At 69.8% G+C, this 17,399-nt stretch carries 8 protein-coding genes; 7 read left to right on the top strand and 1 reads right to left on the bottom strand.

Annotated features, from left to right (window positions below):
• The first annotated feature begins 167 nt into the window (after positions 1–167).
• On the top strand, positions 168–2,603 hold the full coding sequence (locus AC07NS_RS04740) for a bifunctional diguanylate cyclase/phosphodiesterase (protein WP_494601818.1): 2,436 nt from the start codon (positions 168–170) through the stop codon (positions 2,601–2,603).
• Between the two features lie 77 nt (positions 2,604–2,680).
• On the top strand, positions 2,681–4,993 hold the full coding sequence (locus tag AC07NS_RS04735) for a hybrid sensor histidine kinase/response regulator (protein ID WP_494601817.1): 2,313 nt from the start codon (positions 2,681–2,683) through the stop codon (positions 4,991–4,993).
• Positions 4,994–5,305: 312 nt separating this feature from the next.
• On the opposite strand, the gene AC07NS_RS04730 is transcribed toward AC07NS_RS04735, so the two are convergent.
• Entirely contained in the window at positions 5,306–6,844 is a 1,539-nt protein-coding gene (locus tag AC07NS_RS04730) for a helicase HerA-like C-terminal domain-containing protein (RefSeq protein WP_494601816.1), read from the bottom strand.
• 108 nt (positions 6,845–6,952) lie between these two features.
• Between AC07NS_RS04730 and AC07NS_RS04725 the strand changes: the two genes are divergently transcribed.
• The 5 genes from AC07NS_RS04725 to AC07NS_RS04705 all read left to right on the top strand — a co-directional run bounded on the left by AC07NS_RS04725 (position 6,953) and on the right by AC07NS_RS04705 (position 17,398).
• Positions 6,953–8,080, top strand: coding sequence for an AI-2E family transporter (locus tag AC07NS_RS04725; protein ID WP_494601814.1), 1,128 nt, complete (start codon positions 6,953–6,955; stop codon positions 8,078–8,080).
• A 339-nt stretch (positions 8,081–8,419) separates the two neighbouring features.
• Positions 8,420–13,234, top strand: coding sequence for an NAD-glutamate dehydrogenase (locus tag AC07NS_RS04720; protein WP_494601813.1), 4,815 nt, complete (start codon positions 8,420–8,422; stop codon positions 13,232–13,234).
• A 279-nt stretch (positions 13,235–13,513) separates the two neighbouring features.
• On the top strand, positions 13,514–14,695 hold the full coding sequence (locus AC07NS_RS04715; RefSeq protein ID WP_494601812.1) for a DUF418 domain-containing protein: 1,182 nt from the start codon (positions 13,514–13,516) through the stop codon (positions 14,693–14,695).
• Between the two features lie 380 nt (positions 14,696–15,075).
• Positions 15,076–16,779 (top strand): alkaline phosphatase D family protein, encoded by a 1,704-nt coding sequence (locus AC07NS_RS04710; RefSeq protein WP_494601810.1) that lies wholly within the window; start codon positions 15,076–15,078, stop codon positions 16,777–16,779.
• A gap of 85 nt (positions 16,780–16,864) precedes the next feature.
• Positions 16,865–17,398, top strand: a complete 534-nt coding sequence (locus tag AC07NS_RS04705) for a hypothetical protein (protein WP_494601808.1) — start codon at positions 16,865–16,867, stop codon at positions 17,396–17,398.
• The last annotated feature ends 1 nt before the right edge of the window (position 17,399 follow it).

Genomic DNA, 17,399 nt, shown 5'->3' with positions numbered 1-17,399 from the left:
AATACCCCGCAGGCGCGGTAGATTTCGTGCAATCGGACGAATTAAGGTTCGATTCACTAAGAAATGCGGCAATGGGCCGCGCCTGCGACTACCTGGCCGCGTATTAGAAACCATTTTTTTGTATCTTTCCGCACAGAGTGGCGTCGTACCACTCTGGGGGAACGCCTTTGTTGAAGGTTCTGACCTGCCTCACCGGGCAGCATGACTTCAGGCTCGTGCTTGTCGCCGGCCTCGTCTGCTTCGCCGCGTGTTTCACGGCGTTCCGTCTTTTCTCGCGCCTGCGCGGGGCCCGCGGCCTGGTCCGCGGCGCCTGGCTGCTACTCACCGGCCTCGTCGCCGGCTCGGGCGTCTGGGCCACCCACTTCATCGGCATGGTCGCCTACGACCCGGGCCTGAAGACGGGCTACAGCCCGGCCGGCACCCTGCTGTCGCTGATGATCGCCGTGCTGTTCATGGCCGCCGGCTTCGCCGTGGCCTCGGCCGAGCGCACCCGCACCAACGACTGCGCCGGCGGCCTGCTGCTGGGTCTGGGCATCGGGGCGATGCACTACACCGGCATGTCGGCCTTCGTGACCCAGGGCTACGTGGTCTGGGAACAGGCCACCGTCGCCGTCTCGGTGCTGATCGGCGTCGCGTTCTCGGCCGGCGCCCTGGTGCTGGGCGGCCGCGCCCGCACGCTGCCCAAGCAGCTGATCGGCGGCGGCATTCTGACCCTGGGCGTCTGCGGCCTGCACTTCACCGGCATGGGCGCCGTCACCATCATGCCCGACGCCAGCATCATCGTGCCCGAGCAGCTGCTGTCGGGCGCCGTGCTGACCCTGGCCGTGACCTCGATCACCGGCCTGATCATCCTGGGCGGCCTGGGCGCGGTGACCATCGAGTCCTCGACCAGCCGTTCGGCGCTGGACCGCATCCGCCGCCTGGCCAACGCCGCCTACGAAGGCATCGTCGTGGTCCAGGACGGCCGCATCAACGACGCCAACGCCGCTTTCTGCGAACTGGCCGGCGCCTCGCTGGGCGAGCTGGTCGGCAAGCCGCTCTACAACGCCATGCTGACCTTCGACGGCAAGGAATCCGCCCGCGAGGGCGTGCGCCGCGAAGGCCTGCTGCAGCCGCCCGAAGGCGGTCGCGCCATTCCGGTCGAGGTGTTCTCGCGCCTGATGGACGACGGCGCCCGCACCGAGACCTCGGGCCTCACCGTGCTGGCCATCCGCGACCTGCGCGAGCGCCGCTCGGCCGAGGAGAAGATCCGCTACCTGGCCGAACACGACGGCCTGACCGGCCTGCCCAACCGCAACTCGCTGCAGGTGCGCCTGGCCGCCGCGCTCGAGCGCGTCGAGGCCTCGGGCGAGAGCCTGGGCCTGGTCTGCATCGACCTCGACCACTTCAAGGAAGCCAACGACCTGCACGGTCACCTGGCGGGCGACGCCCTGCTGGTCGAGGCCGCGCGCCGCCTCCAGGAGTCGGTCACCGCCCCGTCCTTCGCCGCGCGCCTGGGCGGCGACGAATTCATCATCGTGCAGATCGCCGCCGGCGACCAGCCGACCGCCGCCGCCGAGCTGGCCGGCCACGTGCTGGAACAGCTGTCGCTGCCCACCTCTTACGAAGGCCAGGACCTGGCCATGGGCGCGAGCCTCGGCGTGTCGCTGTTCCCCGACGACGGCCGCACCGCCGAGGCCCTGCTGGCCAACGCCGACATGGCCCTCTACCGCGCCAAGGAAAGCGGCCGCGGCGTCTATCGCTTCTTCAAGCGCGAGATGGACGAGACCATCCGCGAGCGCCGCACCCTGGCCCGCGAGCTGCGCCAAGCGATCACCGACGAAGAGCTGGTGGTGTTCTACCAGCCGCTGGCCCGCGCCGCCGACGGCGAGGTCTGCGGCTTCGAGGCCCTGGTCCGCTGGAAGCACCCGGTGCGCGGCATGGTCCCGCCGCTCGACTTCATTCCGGTGGCCGAGGAGAACGGCCTGATCACCCAGCTGGGCGAGTGGGTCCTGCGCCGCGCCTGCGCCGACGCCGCCAGCTGGGACCGCCCGCTGCGCATCGCCGTCAACCTGTCGCCGCTGCAGCTGAACCAGCCCAACCTGCCCACCCTGGTCCACGAGGTGCTGATCGCCACCGGCCTGTCGCCTTCGCGCCTGGAGCTGGAGATCACCGAAAGCGCCCTCTTCAAGGACTACCAGCGCGCGCTCGACAACCTGCGCCGCCTGAAGGCCCTGGGCGTCCGCATCGCCATGGACGACTTCGGCACCGGCTTCTCGTCGCTGTCGACCCTGCAGTCGTTCCCGTTCGACAAGATCAAGATCGACAAGAGCTTCGTCGAGAACATCCACCGCCACGACCGCGCCACCGTCATCGTGCGCGCCGTGCTGGGCCTGGGCCGCAGCCTGGAGATCCCGGTCGTGGCCGAGGGCGTCGAGACCCAGGAGCAGATCGACTTCCTGCGCGGCGAGGCCTGCGCCGAGCTGCAGGGCTACGCCATCGGCCGTCCGGGTCCGCTCGACAGCCTGTCGGCCTGGACCCTGGCCAGCGCCGCCGCGGTGTTCGAGCCCATCCCTGAAGCCGCCGAGGCTCCCGCCAAGGTCAAGGTGCGCGGCGCGGCCTGATCCGCCGGAACCTTCACCGCTGAGGGGCGTTAGCTCACGCGCCCTGTTGGGGTGTGCGCGTGATCTAGGGCGGCGGCATGGGCCAATTCCTCAGTCGGACGGCGATCCGCTTCGCCTCGTCCGTCGATCGGCCGATCCTTCGGCTGTGCCTCGTGGTCCTGGCCGTGGGGCTGGCCGCCGCGGCGCGCGTCGGCGCCGTCGCCCTGACCAACCATCCGAGCAATTTCCCGCCGTTCTTCGTGGCGGTGATGCTGGCCGCCCTGGTCGGCGGCCTGTGGGGCGGGCTGCTGGCGGTCGCCGCCAGCGCCCTGCTGGTCAAACTGCTGTGGATGGGGCCGCTGGACGCCGTCGAGGCCGCCCAGCTGGCGACCTTTGCGGTGTGCGCCGGCCTGATCGTGCTGTTCGTCGCGGCCCTGCGGCTGGCGGTGCGCAACGGCTTCGCGGCCGAGGAGCGGTTCCGCATCGCCCAGGAGGCCTCGCTCGACGCCTTCGTCATTCTCGAACCGATCCGCCGCGGCGGCCAGATCATCGACTTCCGCTGGACCTACGCCAACCCCGCCGCCCAGGCCATGCGGCCCAAGGGGATCTCCACCCTGGTCGGCCGCCGGGTGCGCGACGTGTTCCGCGACGACACCGGCGAGCAGATGCTGGTCCGCCTGATGCGGCTGCTCGACGAGGGCGGTCCCGACGACCTGGAGCTGATGCGGGTGATCGACGGCGAGCCGCGCTGGGTGCGTTCGTCCGGCGTGCGGATCAGCGAGGGGCTGGCCATCACCTTCCGCGACGTGACGCGCGAGCGCCAGGCCGCCGCCGCCCTGCGCACCAGCGAGGAGCAGTTCCGGGGCGTGGCCAACGCCGCCCCGGTGATGATCTGGATCTCCGACGTCGGCGGCGACTGCGTCTGGTTCAACGACGCCTGGCTGAAGTTCACCGGCCGCTCGCTGGAGGAGGAGACGGGCAGGGGCTGGGCGCACGGCGTCCATCCTGACGACCTGGGTCCCGCCGAGGCCGAGGTTTTCGCCGCCACCAGGCTGCGCCAACCGTTCCGCGCCGCCTTCCGGCTGAAGCGCGCCGACGGCGCCTGGCGCTGGATCAGCAGCGCCGGCGCCCCGCGCCACGACGCCTACGGCCAGTTCCAGGGCTATATCGGCAGCTGCTTCGACAATACCGAGGTGGTCGAGACCACCCTGGAGCTCGAGGCCCGCGTGGTCGAGCGCACGGCGGCCCTGGAGGCCAGCATCGCCGAGCGGGCCAAGGCCGAGGCCGCGCTCGCCCAGGCCCAGCGGCTGGAGACCGTGGGACGTCTCACCGGCGGGGTGGCCCACGACTTCAACAACCTGCTGACCGTCATGGTCGGCGGGTTGGACATGATCCTCAAGAAACCCGGCGATCTGGCCCGCGTACAGCGGCTGGGCGAGGCGGCCCTGGCGGCCGGCCAGCGCGGCGAGCGCCTGACCCGCCAGCTGCTGGCCTTCTCGCGCAGCCAGGAACTCAAGCTCGAGGTCGTCGACATCGCCGGCCTGATCCTGCAGGTCGAGCCCCTGGTCCGCCGCGCGGCAGGCGACGCCAAGACCCTGGTAGTCGAGGCCCATCCCGAGGCCGGCGCCAGCCGTGTCGACGCCGCCCAGTTCGAGGCCGCCCTCCTCAACCTCGTCGTCAACGCCGTCGACGCCACCCCCGACGCCGGGACCATCACCGTCTCGGTCAGCGCCGAGACGCTGGAAGACGGCCAGGCGGGCGAGGCCCCGGCCGGCGACTATGTGCGGGTCGCCGTCACCGACACCGGCCATGGCATGTCGCCCGAGGTGCTGGGTCGGGTGTTCGAGCCGTTCTTCACCACCAAGGAGGTCGGAAAGGGCACCGGCCTGGGCCTGGCCCAGGTCTACGGCTTCGTGCGCCAGTGCGGCGGGGCGGTGACCATCGACAGCCAGGAGGGCCGGGGCACGACGGTGTCGCTGCACCTGCCCGCCGCCGCGCCCGACGCCGTCGGCGTCATCGCCGCAGAGGCCGGTCCAGCCGCCGACCTCACCGGCCTGCGGGTGCTGCTGGTCGAGGACGACGCCAGCGTCCGGGCCATCACCGAGGGCGTGCTGTCCGAACTGGGCTGCGAGGTCGTCTCGGCCGAGCATGGCCACGCCGCCCTGGCCCGCCTGGAGGCCGAGCCGCCGTTCGACGTGCTGCTGTCGGATCTGGTCATGCCCGGCGGCGTCAGCGGCGTCGAACTGGCCCGCGCCGCCGTCCAGCGCGACCCCGACATGGCCGTGCTGCTCACCACCGGCTACGCCGGCGACCGCCTGGCCGCGGCGCTGGAAGACTCGCCGTGGCCGGTGCTGAGAAAGCCGTTCCGCATCGAGCAACTGCGATCGGCGCTGGCCGAAGCCATCCGCTGATCCCTCTCCCCTTGCGGGAGAGGGTGGCCCGCGAAGCGGGCCGGGTGAGGGGTCGATAGTCCTTTCAACCGCGAACAGCGGACAGGCCGGGCGCGGCGGTTCAGGTCTGAGAGACCCCTCATCCGTCGACTTCGTCGACACCTTCTCCCGCAAGGGGAGAAGGAAAACGCCAAGGAACCTCCCCCTGTGGGGGAGGTGATCGCGCAGCGATCGGTGGGGGGAGCAGCTGCGAAATCGGCCAAAGCACGGGAAGCTGAGAACGGCCCCCCACCGGCCTTCGGCCGCCTCCCCCAGAGGGGGAGGTTTCTGGCGCTACCGCCGCCGGCTCAATCCCCCCAGCAACCCGCGCATGATCTCCCGCCCCGCCTGGGACGCCACCGTCCGGATCAGCGACTTGGCGAAGGTCTCGGCCATGCCCTGGCGGTTCGACGCGCGGGGCCGCGAAGCCCGGGCCTCCTCGCGTTCTTCCTGCGCCCGCTGGCGTTCGCGCACCTTCTCCTCGGCAGCCCGCTGGCGCTCGGCCTCGGCCGCGTCCTCTGCGGCGGCGGCGTCCTTCTGGGCCTGGGCGGCGCGGCCTTGCAGGGTTTCGTAGGCCGAGGCCCGGTCCTGCACCGTGTCATAGAGGCCGGCGACCGGGCTCTTGGCGACGGCGGCGGCGCGTTCTTCCGGCGTCAGCGGCCCCAGGCGCGAGGCCGGCGGGCGGATCAGGGTCTTCTGCACCACGGTCGGCGCGCCCTTGGCGTCGAGCACCGAGATCAGGGCCTCGCCCACGCCCAGGGCCTGGATGGTCTCGGCGGTATCGAAGGCCGGATTGACTCGGAACGACTGGGCCGCCGCCTTCAGCCCCTTCTGGTCGGCCGGGGTGTAGGCGCGCAGGGCGTGCTGCACCCGGGCGCCCAGCTGGCCCAGCACCGCATCGGGAATGTCGGCCGGGTTTTGGGTGACGAAATAGATGCCCACGCCCTTGGAGCGGATCAGCCGCACCACCTGCTCGATCTTCTCGATCAGCGGCTTGGGCGCGTCGTTGAACAGCAGGTGCGCCTCGTCGAAGAAGAAGACGAGCTTGGGCTTTTCCGGATCGCCCACCTCGGGCAGCTCCTCGAACAGCTCCGACAGCAGCCACAGCAGGAAGGTCGAATAGAGCTTGGGCGACTGGATCAGCTTGTCGGCCGCCAGGATGTTGACGTAGCCGCGACCGGTGACATCGATGCGCATGATGTCGGCCAGCTTCAGGGCCGGCTCGCCGAAGAAGTGCTCGGCCCCTTGCGTCTGAAGGGTCAGCAGCTTGCGCTGGATCGCCCCCACCGTGGCCGGCGAGACGTTGCCGTACTGGGTGCCGATGTCGGCGGCGTGGTCGGCCACGTATTTCAGCGCCGCCTGAAGATCCTTCAGGTCCAGCAGCAGCAGGCCGTCCTTGTCGGCGACGTGGAAGGTGATGGTCAGCACCCCTTCCTGCACGTCGTTCAGCTCCAGCAGCCGCGACAGCAGCACCGGCCCCATCTCCGAGATGGTGGTGCGGATCGGGTGGCCCTTCTCACCGAACAGGTCCCAGAAGATGGTCGGCGGCGCGCCGGGGGCCAGGGCGATGTCCATCGAGGCGGCGCGGGCCAGCATCTTCTCGTTGGGCGTTCCCGGCGCGGCGACGCCCGAGAGGTCGCCCTTCACGTCGGCGGCGAACACCGGAACCCCGGCGTCGGCGAAGGCCTGGGCCATGACCTGCAAGGTCACCGTCTTGCCGGTGCCCGTCGCGCCGGCCACCACGCCGTGGCGGTTCGAACGGTCAAGCCGCTGCGTCACGGGCCCTTCACCGAGCCCGATCAGGATCTCGCCGTCGCCGATCTCCAGGGTCATGCGCAACTTCCCTACATGATTGAGGCTTAAGCCTAGCTCTGCCCTTGTCCTTAGCCAATCGGGCTGAACAATGGTCCCCAAGACTTACGTCAGAAGAGATTCCCGTCGATGACGACCGCTCCGCCCTCGATCACCAGCCGCAACGCCGTCGTCTTCCTGGCGGTGGTCGCCGCCGGCGCGGCCATGTACTTCGCGCGCGACATCCTCACGCCCCTGGCCCTGGCGGCCTTCCTGGCGGTGATGATCGACAGCTTCGCCCGTGTGCTGAGCAGCCGGGTGCCGAAGTTCCCGCAGCGCCTGGCCCTGCCGATGGCGATCGTGCTGTCGCTGCTGCTGTTCGGCGGCTCGGTGTGGATCGTGGTCGACAACGGCGCCGAGTTCGTCGGCCAGGCCAAGGCCTACGCCCCGCGCCTCAACGAGGTGATCGCCAAGGTCACCGGCCTGGTGGGCGTGCAGGTGCCGCCGACCATCGACGACCTGATCGCCCAGCTCAATCCGCAGCAATATGTCGGCGCCGTCGCCGGCAGCCTGCAGAACTTCGCCTCCAACGCCGTCCTGGTGCTGATCTATCTGGGCTTCATCATCGCCTCGCGCCGGGGCTTCTCGCGCAAGATCGTCGCCCTGTTCCCGCATCACGCCGAGCGCGACCGCTCGGTGGCCCTGTTCCAGCGCATCCGCAACGGGGTCGAGCAGTACCTGTGGATCCAGACCGTCACCGGCCTGATGATCGCCATCGCCGCCTGGGCGGTCATGGCCCTGGTCGGGCTCGACAACGCCTTCTTCTGGGCCTTCCTGATCTTCATCGCCAGCTACATCCCGATCCTGGGCGGGGCCGTCGGCTGCATCTTGCCGCCGCTGTTCGCCCTGGTTCAGTTCAATCACACCCTGCTGCCGGCGGTGATCCTGGCGGTGGCGCTGCAGGTGATCTACTTCGTGGTCGGCAACGTCGTGCTGCCGCGCATGCAGGGCGACAGCCTGAACATGGACCCGACGGTGGTGCTGCTGTCGCTGGCCGTCTGGGGCGCCCTGTGGGGCGTCACCGGCATGTTCCTGTCCACGCCCCTGACCGTGGCCGTGATGCTGATCCTGGCCCAGTTCGACGGCACCCGCTGGATCGCCATCCTGCTGTCGGAAGACGGCGATCCCAGCGGCGAGAAAGCCGTCTCGCACGGCCCGGCGGGCGTGGCCAAACAGGGTTCTGCGAGAAAAAGGCCGAGTTTGAAAAAAGGGGCTTAAATTCCGAAAGGGCGCGCCTATCTAAGTCTCGTACCGGGAGCCCCCACCCCGGTCCCGCGCGACGCCAGCCTGCTTTACCTGGCGCGTCGTAAGCGGAAACAGCCCGCCGCTTCCCCCCAAGGCGGGCCTGCGCCGCCGGTCTCCCCCCACCGGCGGCGCTTCCGTTTCCGGACCGCATTTCCGAACAATCAACGGTCATCCGGCTCGGCTAGAAATGTGGGTGGCGCTTCCTTCGGAATTTGGCAGTTTAGGCAAAATATTGTTCGGTTCTCAGGCGCATGAGTTGAACGCGCGTGGGAAAGGGCTAGGTTGTCGCCAAAAATTCGCGAGGAAAAACCCATGGTCGGCGAAAATGACCGCAAGGCGAACCAGCAGGCGTCCAACGCTCTGAGCGCGGCCCTGGCCGCGGCGCTCGGCGGATCGCTTTCCCCGCCCCAGGCTCAGTTCGCGGCCCTGGCCTCGGAAGACTGGTCGGCCGAGGAACTGCCCGGCGTCGGACCCGCCGAAGTGGCCGCCGCCCTCGCCGAACTCTGGCGCTTCGCCGAATCCGCCGCCGACCAGCCCCTGGCCCTGCGCGTCCGCGCGGCCGAAGGCGGCGACGTGCTCGAGATCGTCCAGCCCGACCGCCCCTTCCTCGTCGACAGCATCATGGGCGCCATCGCCGAGACCGGCTTCTCGGTGCGCGCCATGTTCCACCCGATGGTCGAACTGGCCGGTCAGCGCCGCTCGCTGATCCAGGTCTGGCTCGAGCCCGTCGGCCAGGACCGCGAGCAGGCCCTGCTGACCGCCGTCCGCGACGCCCTGGGCGACGCCCACCTGGCCGTCGACGACTTCGACGCCATGCGCGCCCTGATGCGCCGCACGATCGACGAGCTGCGCGGCGCGGGCGTCGACCTGCCGGCCGAGGAGCGGGCTGAAGGTCTCGCTTTCCTCGACTGGCTGGAAGGCGACCACTTCGTGTTCCTGGGCGCGCGGGTCTACGACTATCCCCGCACCGCCGACGGCGGCTACGCGGCCGAGGAGCCGCTGTACCAGCCGGAAGGCAGCCTGGGCGTCCTGCGCGACCAGACCCGCACTGTCCTGCGCCGCGAAAGCGAGCCGGCGATCCTGTCGCCCCAGGTCCGCGACCACCTGCTGCTCGGCGCGCCCCTGGTCGTGGCCAAGTCGAACCTGCGCTCCAAGGTCCATCGCCGCGGCTACATGGACTATGTCGGCATCCGCCGCTACGGACCCGACGGCAAGCCCTCGGGCGAGGTCCGGTTCGTGGGCCTGTTCACCGCCGAGGCCTACGAGACCCCCGCCCACGAGGTGCCGCTGATCCGTCGCAAGGTCGAGCACGTGCTGGGCCAGGCCGGCAAGGATCCCGACAGCCACAACGGCAAGCGTCTGCGCAACATCCTCGAGACCTGGCCGCGCGACGAGCTGTTCCAGATCGAGGAGGGCGACCTGCTCTCCATGGCGCTGGGCGTGCTGCATCTCTACGACCGCCCGCGCGTGCGCCTGTTCACCCGCCGCGACCCCTTCGACCGCTTCATCTCGGCCCTGCTGTTCGTGCCGCGCGAGCGCTATGACTCCGGCGTGCGCCAGCGGGCCGGCGAACTGCTCAGCCAGGCCTTCGACGGCCGCGTCTCGGCCTACTACCCCAGCTTCTCCGACGCCCCCCTGGCGCGCGTGCACTACATCCTCGGCGTCAAGCCGGGCCAGCACGGCGACCCGGATCTGGCGGCCCTGGAAGCGGCCATCGCCGAGACCACCCGCACCTGGGACGACCGCTTCGAGGCCATCGTCCGCGAGCGCGGCGCCACCCGTCCGGTGGTCGACACCCTCTCCCGCTGGGCCGGCGCCTTCCCGCCCGGCTATCGCGACCAGTACGACGCCGCCGAGGCCCTGGCCGACATCGCCGTCGTCGACGACCTGAAGTCCGGCGAGGCCGTGCGCGTGCGCGCCTTCCGCCGCGAGGGCGACGACGCCCTGACCTTCCGCTTCAAGCTCTATCGCCCCGGCGCGGCCGCCCCCCTGGCCGACGTGCTGCCGATCCTCGAGCACATGGGCCTCAAGGCCCTGATCGAGGACGGCTTCAAGCTGAAGCCGGTCATCGACGGCCTGATCTCGCCGACCTGGGTGCATGAGTTCGTGCTGCGCGACGAACAGGGCGAGCACCTGGCCTTCGCCGACGTGAAGAGCGCCTTCGAGGCCGCCTTCGTGGCCATCTGGACCGGCCGCGCCGAAAGCGACGGCTTCAACCGCCTGGTGCTGGAACTCGGGGTCGACTGGCGTGAGGCCGCCCTGGTCCGCGCCCTGGCCCGCTACCGCCAGCAGACGGGTCTGGACCCGTCGCAGGCCGTGCAAGAGGCGGCCCTGGCCGACAATCCCGGCGTCGCGCGCCTGATCCTGGATCTCTTCCGCATCAAGTTCGATCCGGCCATCGCCGTCGACCTGGACGCTCGCAAGGAACAGGCCGTCGCGGTCGCCGACAAGATCACCGAGGCCCTGCAGGCGGTCGAAAGCCTCGACGCCGACCGGGCCTTGCGCCGCATCGCCGCCCTGGTGGGCGCGATCCAGCGCACCAACTTCTACCAGGTCGCCGAGGACGGCGCGCCCAAGCCGCACATCAGCTTCAAGATCGCCTCGCGCGAACTGGCCGACCTGCCCGCGCCCAAGCCCTATCGCGAGATCTACGTCTCGGCCCCGCATGTCGAGGGCGTGCACCTGCGCTTTGGCCCCGTCGCCCGTGGCGGCCTGCGCTGGTCCGACCGCCGCGACGACTTCCGCACCGAAGTCCTGGGCCTGGTGAAGGCCCAGCAGGTCAAGAACGCCGTCATCGTGCCGGTCGGCTCCAAGGGCGGCTTCTATCCCAAGCAGCTGCCGCGCGGCGGCGACCGCGACGCCATCCAGGCCGAGGCCATCCGCGCCTACAAGACCTTCCTGTTCGGCCTGCTCGACATCACCGACAACATCGACGCCGACAACAAGGTGATCGCCCCGGCCTCGGTCGTGGTCCACGACGGCGAGGATCCCTATCTGGTCGTCGCCGCCGACAAGGGCACGGCCACCTTCTCCGACATCGCCAACGGCGTGGCCGAGTCCTACGGCTTCTGGCTCGGCGACGCTTTCGCTTCGGGCGGATCGGTCGGCTACGACCACAAGGTCATGGGCATCACCGCCCGCGGCGCCTGGGAAGCGGTCAAGCGCCACTTCCGCGAACTGGGCAAGGACATCCAGACCCAGCCCTTCACCGTCGTGGGCGTCGGCGACATGTCGGGCGACGTGTTCGGCAACGGCATGCTGCTGTCTAAGCAGACCAAGCTTCTGGCCGCCTTCGACCACCGTCACATCTTCCTCGACCCCGATCCGGATCCCGCGACCTCGTGGGAAGAGCGCGACCGCATGTTCAAGCTGCCGCGTTCGTCCTGGGCCGACTATGACGCCAGCAAGCTCTCCAAGGGCGGGGCCATCGTGCCCCGGAACCAGAAGGAGATCCCGCTGTCGCCCGAGGTCCAGGCCATGCTCGACCTCAAGGCCGCCAGCGTCTCGCCGGCCGAGTTGATGACCGCGATCCTCAAGTCGCGCGCCGAGCTGCTCTATCTCGGCGGCATCGGCACCTATGTGAAGGCCAAGGGCGAGACCAACGCCGACGCCGGCGACAAGGCCAACGACGCCATCCGCGTCAACGGCTCGGACCTGCGGGTCAAGGTGGTGGGCGAGGGCGCCAATCTGGGCCTCACCCAGGCCGGCCGCATCGAGTTCGCGCAAAGCACGGGTCACCTCAACACCGACGCCATCGACAACAGCGCCGGCGTCGACAGCTCCGACCACGAGGTCAACATCAAGATCCTCACGGGCCTCTTGGAGCGCTCGGGCGAACTGACCCGCCCCGACCGCAACACCCTGCTGGCCTCGATGACCGACGACGTCGCCCATCACGTGCTGGAGCACAACTACGACCAGACCCTGGCCCTGACCCTGCTCGAAAGCGACAGCGTCGAGGAGCTCGACTCCCACGCCCGCTTCATGAGCGAGCTGGAAGGTCGCGGCCGCCTGGACCGCAAGGTCGAGGGCCTGCCCGAAGCTTCGGTGCTGGCCGACCGCGCCCAGGCCAAGAAGGGCCTGACCCGGCCGGAACTGGCCGTGCTGCTGGCCTACGGCAAGCTTGACCTGTTCGACGAGATCATCGCCTCGCGCGCCCCGGACGATCCCTGGTTCCAGGCCACCCTGCACGGCTACTTCCCCAAGGCGCTGGGCGTCTATGCCGACGCCATGCAGAAGCACCGCCTGAAGCGCGAGATCATCGCCACGGTGGTCGGCAACCAGATGGTCAACATGTGCGGCCCCACCTTCCCGAGCCGCCTGAAGGCCGCCGCCGGCTGCGACGTCGAGGCCCTGGTGGTCGGCTTCGCCGCCGCCCGCGAGATCCTCGGCATCGACGCCCTGTGGGATCAGGTCTCGGCCCTCGACAACCAGGCCGGCGCCGACGGCCAGACGGCCCTCTACAAGGCCCTGGCCTACGCCCTGCGCAGCCTGACCTTCTGGCTGGCCCGCCGGGCCTTCCGCGACAAGTCGAGCGTCAAGCAGCTGGTCGAGGCCTATGGCCCGTCGGTCGCCGCGCTGAAGGGCCTGACCCCGACGATCCTGTCGACCTTCGAGCAGAAGACCACGGCCAAGCGCGCCAAGGCCTATGTCGCCGACGGCGCCCCACAGGCCCTCGCCGAAGCCGTCGCGGCCCTGCAGCCGACGACCACCGCCGCCGACCTCGTCGACATCGGCAATGCGTCCAGCTGGTCGGTCGAGAACGTCGCCCGCCTCTACCACCAGGTCGGCGCGGCGCTGGGCTTCGACCGCCTGCGCTGGGCGGCCGGCCAGTTCGTCGGCGGCGACAGCTTCGAGCGCCTGGCCGTCCGCCGCCTGATCGAGGACCTGCTGTTCGAGCAGGCCGCCATCACCCAGGCGGTCCTCAAGTTCGCCGCCAACGCCCAGGCCGGCGACGACGAGTCCTCCGCCAAGGCCGCCGTCACCTCCTGGGCCGCCCTGCGCGCCGACCGCGTCAAGGCCGCCAAGCGCACGGTGGAAGACATCGAACAGGCCGGCGGCGGCTGGACCTTCGCCAAGCTCACCATCGCCAACGCGGCGCTGAGGGAGCTGTCGGTTCAGGGGTAGCGACAAGACGGGCTGAAGTCTCCTTCAGCCCGTCGTTCCGCCCCGTCTCCCCAACCTCCCGTCATTCCCGCCCTTGTGGCGGGAACCCCTCTGTCAGCCGCAGGTGCAGCAGGGGCGGCGTGCTGAGCACGCCGCTTGAATCCCACGTGTCAGCGGAACCAGGGTTTCCCGCCACAAGGGCGGGAATGACGGGCCATGGAGAAACCTGGCGCAAACCCGCTACCCGCCGCCCGCGAAGCCCGTCACCATCCCCCGACTCAACCCCGGGGCAAGCGCCGCATGGCCGCCGACAAAGACCGCATCCTCCTGCTCGACGCCCTGCGCGGCCTCGGCGTGCTGGGCATACTGCTGTGCAACGCGCCGGCCTTCGCCTTTCCGCTCGATCTCAGCGACAGCGTGACGGCCTGGCCGTTCGGGACGGGGCCGCAGACGATGTCGGTGTGGCTGGTCACCCAGTGGCTGTTCCAGCGCAAGTTCGTGACCCTGTTCTCGATGCTGTTCGGGATCTCGATGTTCCTGGTCGGCGGCCACAAAAGTCAGGGACGTGGTCCGCTCCTCTATCGGCGCCTCTTCTGGCTGCTGGCGTTCGGGATCGCCCACGGCTTCGCCATCTGGTGGGGCGACGTGCTGCTGAGCTACGCCCTGGCCGGCTTCGTGGTGGCCCAGGCGCGGTCTTGGCCGGCGCGGCGGCTGCTGGGCTGGGGCGTGGGGGTGTGGCTGGTGTTCGCCGCCCTGTCGGCCCTGGGCCTGGCGCTGCTGTCGGGCGAGCCGCCGTCCGAGACCGCGACCGAAGCCGCCCGCGAGGCGGCCAAGGGCGCGGCGGCGATCGCGGCCTATCGCGGCGACTTCATCCAGTCGATGGCCATCAACGCCCGCGAGCGGCTGGAAAGCCTGCCCTACGAACCGATCATCTTCCTGCTGACGACCAGCCTGATGATGATCGGCCTGGGCGCCTACAAGAAAGGCGTCTTCACCGGCGAGGCCTCGAAGCGGACCTACGGCGTGCTGATCGTCGTCGGCCTGCTGGCCCTGGCGGCCACCGGCTGGGCCTATTTCGCCTTCGTGCTGGGCGGGCTGTCGCAGCCGGTGCTGCACCTGGCCGAAGGCCTGCAGACCATCACCGCCCCCCTGACCACCCTGGCCTATGTCGGGCTGATGGCCCTGGCCGCGCGTTCGGCCGGCTTCTGGCGCAAGATCCCCGCCGTCCTGGCGCCGGTCGGCAAGATGGCCTTCACCAACTACCTCTCCCAGTCCTTGATCATGACCGCGATCTTCTATGGCGGCCGCGGCCTTGGCCTCTATGCGCGCCTCGACCGCCCGGCCCTGGCCCTGATCGTCGTCGCCGTCTGGATCGTCCAGATCCTGTGGTCGCGGTGGTGGCTCGACCGCTTCACCGTGGGCCCGCTGGAATGGGTCTGGCGCCGCCTCTATCGCGGCCCCGCGCCGCTGCGGCGGGTTTGAAACCCCTCTCTCTTAGAGAGAGGGAGGGGCCCATCGCGCAGCGATGGGAGGGTGAGTGGTTACACCTTCAGCCGGCGTGCCGGCACATCGTCCGCAACAGCGCCAGGATCGTCGCCAAGATCGTCCACGGGCTTCGCCTACCCACTCACCCTCCCACGCCTGCGGCGCGGGCCCCTCCCTCTCTCCATGAGAGAGGGATCCAAAGCGCGCTCCCCAAGGTCTCCGCTGCAAGGGCGGGGTTGAAAAGTTTGGCGGGCGGGCGATTGTCCATGCCGGTCACAAGAAACCGCCGAGCGAACGGCGTGCGTCACATGTCTGTCGCCGCTCGTCGCTAACGCCGCTTGCAGACGCCGTGGGCGTCCCGTCGGGGAGTGCGTACAATGAAGATCGATCGTCGCGGGCTTCTGGCCCTGCTCGGCACGGGCGCGGCCACGCCGGTCGCCGCCGCGGCTCCCAAGCCCTTCGAGGGCGAGGTCAGGTTCCTGCACGGCCTGGCCTCGGGCGACCCGCTGGCCGATCGCGTCATCCTCTGGACCCGGGTAACGGCTGACGGTGCGACCGCCCCGGTCGCCGTCCGCTGGGAGGTGGCGACCGATCCCGACTTCAAGACCCTCGTCGCCCAGGGCCGGACGCTCACCGACGCCGGCCGCGACTGGACCGTGAAGATCGACGCCACGGGGCTCAAGCCGGGCACGGACTATCACTATCGCTTCCGCGCCCTGAAGGCCGGCAAGCCGGTCGGCGAGGGGATCACGGGCGCGACCCGCACCTTGCCCGAAGGCGGCGTCAAGGACGTGGTCCTGGCCGTCACCTCCTGCTCGCTCTATCCGAACGGTTACTTCACCGCCTACGACGCCATCGCCAGGCTGCCGCGCGTCGACGCCGTGCTGCACCTGGGCGACTACATCTACGAGTACGGCGGCGGGCCCAAGGACTACGGCATGAACTCGCCGGTCGCCGCCCAGCGCCAGCCCGACCCGCCGCACGAGATCGTCAGCCTGTCGGACTACCGCCGCCGCCACGCCCTCTACAAGACCGACCCGATGCTGCAGGCCGCCCACGCCCGCGCGCCGTGGATCGTCGTCTGGGACGACCACGAGACCGCCAACGACAGCTGGGTCGGCGGGGCGGAGAACCACGATCCGGACAAGGGCGAAGGCGACTGGGCCGCCCGCAAGGCCGCCGCGCTCAAGGCCTATTACGAGTGGATGCCGATCCGCGAGCCGTCCAGCGGAACCCTGCCCGAGGCCGCCTGGCGCCGCTTCCAGTTCGGCGATGTCGCCACCCTGCTGATGGTCGAGACCCGCCTGACCGCCCGCACCGAGCAGCTGACCTACGAGCGCGACCTGCCCAAGACCGCCGACGGCAAGCCCGACATCGCCGCCTTCGTCGCCAAGTGGAAGGATCCCTCGCGCCGGATGATGGGCGAGGGCCAGGAGCAGTGGCTGGCCCGCGAGGTCGACGCCTCGGTCAAGGCCGGCACCGCCTGGCAGGTGCTGGGCAACCAGGTGGTCATGGCCCGCGTCGCCCCGCCCAACCTCAAGGCCACGATGGGCGACGAAAAGTTCGACGCCATGCTGGCGGCCTTGCCCGACTATGCCCGCGGCCGGGTGGCCGGCAGCGTCGCCATGTCGGCCTTCGACATCCCCTCCAACCTCGACGCCTGGGACGGCTATCCGGTCGATCGCCAGCGGGTCTACGACATCTTCAAGGCCAGCCAGGCCACCCCGATCGTCCTGGCCGGCGACAGCCACATGTTCTGGGCCAACGAGCTGTGGGACGACGCCGGCTCGACCCGCGTCGCCGCCGAGTTCGGGGCCACCTCGGTCACCTCGCCCGGCTACGGCGACATCATGCCCGGCGCCCCGATCGGCGAGGCCTTCGTCCAGCGCAACAAGGAAGTCAAATACGCCCACCCCAGCGCCAAGGGCTTCGTCCTGCTGACGCTGGAAAAGGGCCGCGCCGTCGGCGAACTGATCGCCGTCTCGACTATCCTGTCGACGGATTACACGACCAGCGTGCTCAAGCGGTATGTGGTGACGCCGGCCGACGGCGGGGGCGTGAAGGCGCTGAGCGAGGTTTGAGGTAGGCGACCCTGGGCCGGCTGTGCGTGAAGGCGCCGGTTCAGGATGCTATGCTTCCGGCGGCTGAAGAGGCCCGGGGGAGCACATGTATCAAACCGTCTATGACGTCACTCAGCTTGGCCTGAGAGCCTACGCCTTTCCGGCCTTTGGGCTGATCTTCGTCGCGATCGGCGGCGCTATCGCCGCGGCGCCGCGCCTTTCCGAGCGGATCCTGCCGTCGGGCTTCCGCGGCGGCGCCCGTCGGCCTTTCGGCCTTGTGTTCATGACGTTCGGCGTCGTCTGGACGACGCTCGCCTTTGGCGCGGTCCACGCCGCGCGTCAGGATCTGGTGTCGGCGCTCGAGGACGGGCGCGCCAGGCGGGTCGAGGGTCCGGTGCGTGATTTCCATCCCATGCCGGCGGAGGGACACGCCCTGGAGACCTTTCAGGTCGGTGGGGTGAGATTTGGCTATTCCGACTACGTCGAAGACGGCGCCTTCAATCAGACGGCGTCGCATGGCGGCCCGATCCGAGAGGGACTGCGGGTCCGGATCGACCATGTCGATGGCAAGATCGCCCGCCTGGCGGTCGCACAGGAGCCGCGGGCCGAAATTTCCAGGGGCGCGAAGGGGGCGCCCTAGG

The organism is Caulobacter sp. GW821-FHT10A10, assembly GCF_059415745.1.
This window is presented reverse-complemented; position numbering and strand designations above follow the sequence as displayed.

Excerpts from the sequence above, each read along its gene's own strand:
- AC07NS_RS04735 (WP_494601817.1), top strand. The coding sequence starts at position 2,681 with ATGGGCCAATTCCTCAGTCGGACGGCGATCCGCTTCGCCTCGTCCGTC.
- AC07NS_RS04730 (WP_494601816.1), bottom strand. The coding sequence starts at position 6,844 with ATGACCCTGGAGATCGGCGACGGCGAGATCCTGATCGGGCTCGGTGAA.
- AC07NS_RS04725 (WP_494601814.1), top strand. The coding sequence starts at position 6,953 with ATGACGACCGCTCCGCCCTCGATCACCAGCCGCAACGCCGTCGTCTTC.
- AC07NS_RS04720 (WP_494601813.1), top strand. The coding sequence starts at position 8,420 with ATGGTCGGCGAAAATGACCGCAAGGCGAACCAGCAGGCGTCCAACGCT.
- AC07NS_RS04715 (WP_494601812.1), top strand. The coding sequence starts at position 13,514 with ATGGCCGCCGACAAAGACCGCATCCTCCTGCTCGACGCCCTGCGCGGC.
- AC07NS_RS04710 (WP_494601810.1), top strand. The coding sequence starts at position 15,076 with ATGAAGATCGATCGTCGCGGGCTTCTGGCCCTGCTCGGCACGGGCGCG.
- AC07NS_RS04705 (WP_494601808.1), top strand. The coding sequence starts at position 16,865 with ATGTATCAAACCGTCTATGACGTCACTCAGCTTGGCCTGAGAGCCTAC.